General features: G+C 68.4%; 5 protein-coding genes and 1 pseudogene. All 6 read right to left on the reverse strand.

Annotation, left to right across the window (positions count from 1 at the left end; translation table 11 throughout):
- Positions 1-73 precede the first annotated feature (73 nt).
- Positions 74-1,078, reverse strand: a complete 1,005-nt coding sequence (locus LQR33_RS23175; RefSeq protein WP_231179107.1) for an XdhC family protein — start codon at positions 1,076-1,078, stop codon at positions 74-76.
- Complete coding sequence (locus LQR33_RS23180) at positions 1,075-1,620, reverse strand: hypothetical protein (RefSeq protein WP_231470617.1); 546 nt, start codon at positions 1,618-1,620, stop codon at positions 1,075-1,077. Before LQR33_RS23180 ends, LQR33_RS23175 begins: the two co-directional genes overlap by 4 nt.
- A gap of 11 nt (positions 1,621-1,631) precedes the next feature.
- The gene (locus LQR33_RS23185) at positions 1,632-3,803 is read right to left on the reverse strand and encodes a xanthine dehydrogenase family protein molybdopterin-binding subunit (RefSeq protein ID WP_231179105.1); all 2,172 of its coding nucleotides are present in this window, start codon (positions 3,801-3,803) and stop codon (positions 1,632-1,634) included.
- A gap of 9 nt (positions 3,804-3,812) precedes the next feature.
- The gene (locus LQR33_RS23190; protein WP_231179104.1) at positions 3,813-4,265 is read right to left on the reverse strand and encodes a (2Fe-2S)-binding protein; all 453 of its coding nucleotides are present in this window, start codon (positions 4,263-4,265) and stop codon (positions 3,813-3,815) included.
- 147 nt (positions 4,266-4,412) lie between these two features.
- Complete coding sequence (locus LQR33_RS23195; RefSeq protein WP_231470618.1) at positions 4,413-4,730, reverse strand: DUF1615 family protein; 318 nt, start codon at positions 4,728-4,730, stop codon at positions 4,413-4,415.
- Positions 4,731-4,824: 94 nt separating this feature from the next.
- Positions 4,825-5,124: pseudogene (locus LQR33_RS23200) on the reverse strand (DUF1615 family protein); the annotation flags it as partial.
- Between the last annotated feature and the right edge of the window lie 58 nt (positions 5,125-5,182).

Here is a 5,182-nt window from a genome sequence, read left to right on the forward strand (position 1 = left end):
TCCGGCAGCCGCGCCTGCCGCTTGTCGGCGCCGAAGCGGCGCGCCTGGCCCGCCGCCAGCAGCGCGCCCGCCATCATGTCCGGCAACTCCTTTCCTCGCCATGAGCCCCCTCCCGGTGACAAGCGCTGCGGCTGGCGATCAGATCGGCGGCGATGGAAACCGCGATCTCGGCCGGGGTGCGCGAGCCTATCGCCAGCCCCACCGGTCCGTGCAGCCTGTCCAGCTCTGCCGGCGTCAGGCCGAAGTGCTCGGCCAGCCTCGCCTTTCGTTTCATGGTAGTGGTAGCGGAGCCCAGCGCGCCGACATAATGGCAGGGCAGCTTGAGCGCCTCCATCAGCGCCAGGTCATCCAGCTTGGGATCATGCGTCACCGCCACCACCGCGGTGCGCTCGTCGCAGCCGAAAGCCAGCACCAGGTCGTCCGGCATCTCGGCCGACAGCGCGACGCCGCCCAGCTCCCAAACGGCCGCGTACTCCTCGCGCGGCTCGCACACCGTCACCGCGTAGTCCAGCGTCAGCGCGACCTGCGCCAGATAGCGGCCCAGCTCGGCGCCGCCTATGATCAGCAGCCGCCAGCGCGGGCCGTGCAGCACGGAAAATCCCGCCTCGTCCTCAGCGAAAGCTCCCTCAGGCCCACCATTCAGAAGATGGGCCGCGCCGTCCCGGTAATCGACTCGCCGCCACTGGCAGCGGCGCTGGCGAACAACGGCCAGCAACGCCTCCAGCTGCGCCGGATCGGGCGCCGTCTCCACCGCCACCCGCAGGCTGTTGCCGCAGGGCAGCCGGTAGCGCTGCCTCTCCTCGACGCTGACGCCGAAGCTGCGCACCCAGGCCGCGGGAGCCGCGCCGAACACGCCGCCTTCGGCGATCTCCCTCCGCAGATCGTCCTCGATGCAGCCGCCGGACACCGAACCGCAGATCATGCCGTCGTCGCGTATCGCCGCCAGCGCGCCAGGCGGCCTGGGGCTGGCGCCGTAGGTGCCCAGCACCGTCAGCAGCGCGACGCGGCGGCCCTGCCGCAGCCAGTCCAGCGTCTGCGCCAACACGGTCTCGTCGTTGCCGCGTATCGCCGGGCTCATTTCGGACAGTAGGCGCCGGTGTCGGCCCAACGCCGCACCGCATCGTGGAAATCGTTTTGCGACAAGGGCGGCAGCGTGCGCCGCCCGCCCGGATGCCAGGCCCATTGCACCAGCGGATCGGCAGTCATATGCGTGACCAGAGCGGCGACGTCGCGGTTGCCGTTACGCGACTTGTCCACCAGCCGGCGGCACATCTGGCCGGCGCTCAGCCCCTCCCAGCCCATGCTCAGCGGCGCCAAGTGCCAGTTGGGCGCGCCTGGCACCCCGCCGTCGGCCGAGTTGGCCGTCTGGTGGCAGGCCAGGCACATCAAGGAGGGATGGCCCATGTCCGCCGGTCCGCGCTTGATCATCTGCTGGTGAGGATGGCGGTCGTCGCCCTGGCGCGGAAAATCGGTGACGGTGTGGCAATTCAGGCAGCGCGGCGATTGCAGCACCCTGGCCACGTCGCCGAAGGCCTGGCGCGACGCGCTCGGATCGTCCGCCGCCCATGCGGCCGGCAGCCAGGCGGCCAGCGCCCAGCACAAGAAAGTCAAGGTTTTCATGTCCGCCTCCCTCACACCATCTGGTAGCCGTGCCGGCTCAACGGCAGCTCGCGCAGCCGCTTGCCGGAGGCCGCGTGGATGGCGTTGGCCAAGGCCGGCGCCACCACCGGCACGCCCGGCTCGCCGGTGCCGCCCGGCGCTTCCTCGCTGGCGACGATGGAGACATCCACCTTGGGCGCCTGGAACATCCTGACGATCTGGTAGCCGTCGAAATTCTTCTGCTCGACCTCGCCGTCCTTGAAGGTGATCTCGCCGAACAGCGCCGCTGACAGGCCGAACATGATGCCGCCCTCCATCTGCGCCGCCACCTGGTCCGGATTGACCACCACGCCGCAATCCACCGCGCACCAGACATGCTCGACCTTCAGCGCCTTGCCCTTGACCGACACCTCCACCACCTGGGCGACATGGCTGCCGAACGAGGTGTGCACCGCCGCCCCCAGGCCATGGCCTTTGGGCAGCTTGCGGCCCCAGCCGGCCATCCGCGCCGCCTCGCGCAGCACGGCCTGTTCGCGCGGCGCCTTGTCCATCAGCGCCAGCCGGTAGGCCACAGGGTCCTGTCGCGCCAGCCGCGCCAGTTCGTCGATATAGCTTTCCTTGGAAAACGCGCTATGGGAATGGCCCACCGAGCGCCACCACAGCACCGGCAGCGGGACCTCCGGGGTGTGCAGGTCCAGCGAGACCGCCGGCAGCGCGTAGGGCATGTCGTCGGTTCCTTCCACCGACACTGCGTCGATGCCGTTCTTGATCATCATCGGCGCGAACGGCGTGCCGGCAATGATGGACTGGCCGACGCCGGTCTGCAGCCAGGCGGCCGGCTTGCCATCGGTGCCGATGCCGCCGCGCACTCGGTCCAGCCACATCGGCCGATAGTAGGCGCCGGCCAGGTCGTCGTCCCGGGTCCACATCAGCCGGACGGGCAGTCCCTGGCCGTGATGCTTGGCCACCTCCATCGCCTCCTTCAGCCAGTCGGACCCCACCGGCACCGCGCGCCGGCCGAAGCCGCCGCCCAGCAAGGTGGTATGCAGCGTGACCTGCTCCGGCTTCAGTCCGGACATCGAAGCCGCCATCCCGGCGTCTATCGTCTGCGATTGGGTGCCGCTCCAGATCTCGCAGCTGCCGGGCTTCAGCCAGACCACGCAGTTGAGCGGCTCCATCGGCGAATGCGACAGGTACGGCACTTCGTACCAGGCCTCCAGCTTCTTGGCCGCGCCGGCCAACGCCGCCTGGGCGTCGCCCTCGCTTCGATAGACCTGCCCGGGCTTGGCCGCGCGGGCGCGATAGTCGGCGCGCAGCTTGGCAGAATCCAACCCGGCATTCGGCCCATGATCCCAGTCCACGGTCAAAAGATCGCGCGCTTTCTTGGCCGGCCAGAAGCCATCCGCCAGCACGGCGACGCCGTTGCTGATCGCGAACACGTCCCTGACGCCGGGCACCGCCCTGGCCGCGTCGGCGTTGAAACCCTTGGGTTTGCCGCCATAGCTGGGGCAGCGCTTGACCAGCGCCGTCAGCATGCCGGGCAGGCGGACGTCCATCGCGAACTGCGCGCGGCCGTCCAGCTTCTCGCCACCGTCCACCCGGTGCACGCGGGTGCCCAGCAGCTTCCAGCGATGGCGCGGCTTCAACGCCACCGTATCCGGCACCGGCAGCTTGCCGGCGGCCTCGGTCAACTCGCCGTAGCCCAGGCTGGCGCCGTTGGCATTGTTGAACACCCGGCTGTTTTCAGCACGGCATTGCGAGGCCGGCACACGCCAGCGTTGCGCGGCGGCCGATATCAGCATGTCGCGCGCGGCGGCGCCTATCTTGCGGTACTGGTCATAGCTGGACAGCGTGCTGGTGCTGCCGCCGGTGATCTGGATATGGAAAGCGGTATGGACGTAGATCGGCGCCGCCGGCGCGGACACCACCTTGATCCGGTTCCAGTCGCACTCCAGCTCCTCCGCGATCAGCATCGCCAGCGAGGTGTAGATGCCCTGCCCCATTTCCGACTTGTTGCTGACGATGGTGACGCCGCCATCCTTCTCGATGCGGACGAAGGCGTTGGGAGAGGGAATGGCGTTCTTGGCCTCGGCCGCCTCGGCCTTGCGCCCGCCCTCGCTGAGAATGAAGCCCAGGCATAGCGCGCCGCCGACCGCGCCGCTCATTTTCAGGAAACTGCGGCGGGATACTCCGATGGTTGTCATCCGGGCCTCCTACAGCAGCTTGGCGGCGGCATGGATGGCCGCGCGGATGCGGGGATAGGTGCCGCAGCGGCAGAGGTTGCCGCTCATCGCCAGATCGATGTCCTGATCGGAAGGATGGGGATTGGCGCTGAGCAAGGCGGTGGCGGCCAACACCTGGCCGCTCTGGCAGAAGCCGCATTGCACCACGTCCAGCTCATGCCAGGCCTGCTTGACCGCCTGGCCCACCTTGTCGGCGTTGCCTTCCACCGTGGTGATGCTGTCGTCCGCCACCAGCGTGGAGATCGGCGTCACGCAAGAGCGGATCGGCAGACCGTTCTTCAACACCGTACAGGCGCCGCACAAGGCCGCGCCGCAGCCGAACTTGGTGCCGGTCAGGCCCAGTTCGTCGCGCAATGCCCACAGAATGGGCGTGTCCGGAGAGGAGTTAAGCTCCACCTCCTTGCCGTTGATGGAAACCTTCATGCCTTGCCTCCCGAGCCGAGAAACAGAAGACGACGGCCATGCGATGGCCGCCGTCCGGATGCGAACCGGCGCCGGGCGGAATCCCGCCTCGGCGCCGCTGCAATCACTATAGGCGCTATCGGTTCAGACTCAAGCCGGCGGGCCCGCTCAGCCTCCCCGCTGCAGGCAGTGCTGGTAGCGGCCGTCGACTCGGCGCGCGAACCATTCGGTGGTCAACTTATGGGTGAACTTGGGGCTGACCAGCACGATCTGCGGGATGATTTCGCGCGGGGCCTTGGGGCCGGCCAGCGCGAACACTTTCTGATACAACGGGCTCTGACCGAAGCCGGACAGCTTCTCCAGCCGCAGGTCGCGCATCATGTCGGCGTCGCTGAGGCCCAGCCGGCCGGCGATGGACTGCAGCGCGCGCTGGGTGTCGCTGGTTTCGCCGGACAGCACACGGTTCATCTTGTCGCTGTAGAGCATGATGTCGCCGTCCAGCGCCAGCTTGCGGCCGGANNCTGACCTGCATCGGCCCGCCGTCGCGAATCGGGTTCTTGTGCTCGAAGATGGTCTGGCCGAACGGCAGCTCGCGCACCATGTCCTCGTACAGCGCGTTCATCTCGCGCTTGGTGCGCAAGGCATCCACCCGCTGCTTGAAGGTACGGCCGTCCGGCGACTTCTTGCTCATCGCCGCGTCGACGACGAACTGCGGAATCAGGTACTTCTGCCGGCGCTGCTCGATCTCGCCCCAGACGATCTTGGACAGGCCGGGCACCACCGGGTCCGGACTGAAGCCGGACTCCTGCTCCGCCACCGCCAGCACCGCGCAGAAGAACTGCGGCGTGTATGGAATCTTCAGATGGCTGAACGCGCCCATCACATCGTTGCTCCAGCCCTTGCGGTCCGGGATGCCGGGCGGCAGCAGCCGGTCCAGC

The sequence above is a fragment of the Chromobacterium piscinae genome (genome assembly GCF_021129175.1).
Lineage (GTDB): Bacteria > Pseudomonadota > Gammaproteobacteria > Burkholderiales > Chromobacteriaceae > Chromobacterium > Chromobacterium piscinae.

Excerpts from the sequence above, each read along its gene's own strand:
- LQR33_RS23175 (WP_231179107.1), bottom strand. The coding sequence starts at position 1,078 with ATGAGCCCGGCGATACGCGGCAACGACGAGACCGTGTTGGCGCAGACG.
- LQR33_RS23180 (WP_231470617.1), bottom strand. The coding sequence starts at position 1,620 with ATGAAAACCTTGACTTTCTTGTGCTGGGCGCTGGCCGCCTGGCTGCCG.
- LQR33_RS23185 (WP_231179105.1), bottom strand. The coding sequence starts at position 3,803 with ATGACAACCATCGGAGTATCCCGCCGCAGTTTCCTGAAAATGAGCGGC.
- LQR33_RS23190 (WP_231179104.1), bottom strand. The coding sequence starts at position 4,265 with ATGAAGGTTTCCATCAACGGCAAGGAGGTGGAGCTTAACTCCTCTCCG.
- LQR33_RS23195 (WP_231470618.1), bottom strand. The coding sequence starts at position 4,730 with ATGCTCTACAGCGACAAGATGAACCGTGTGCTGTCCGGCGAAACCAGC.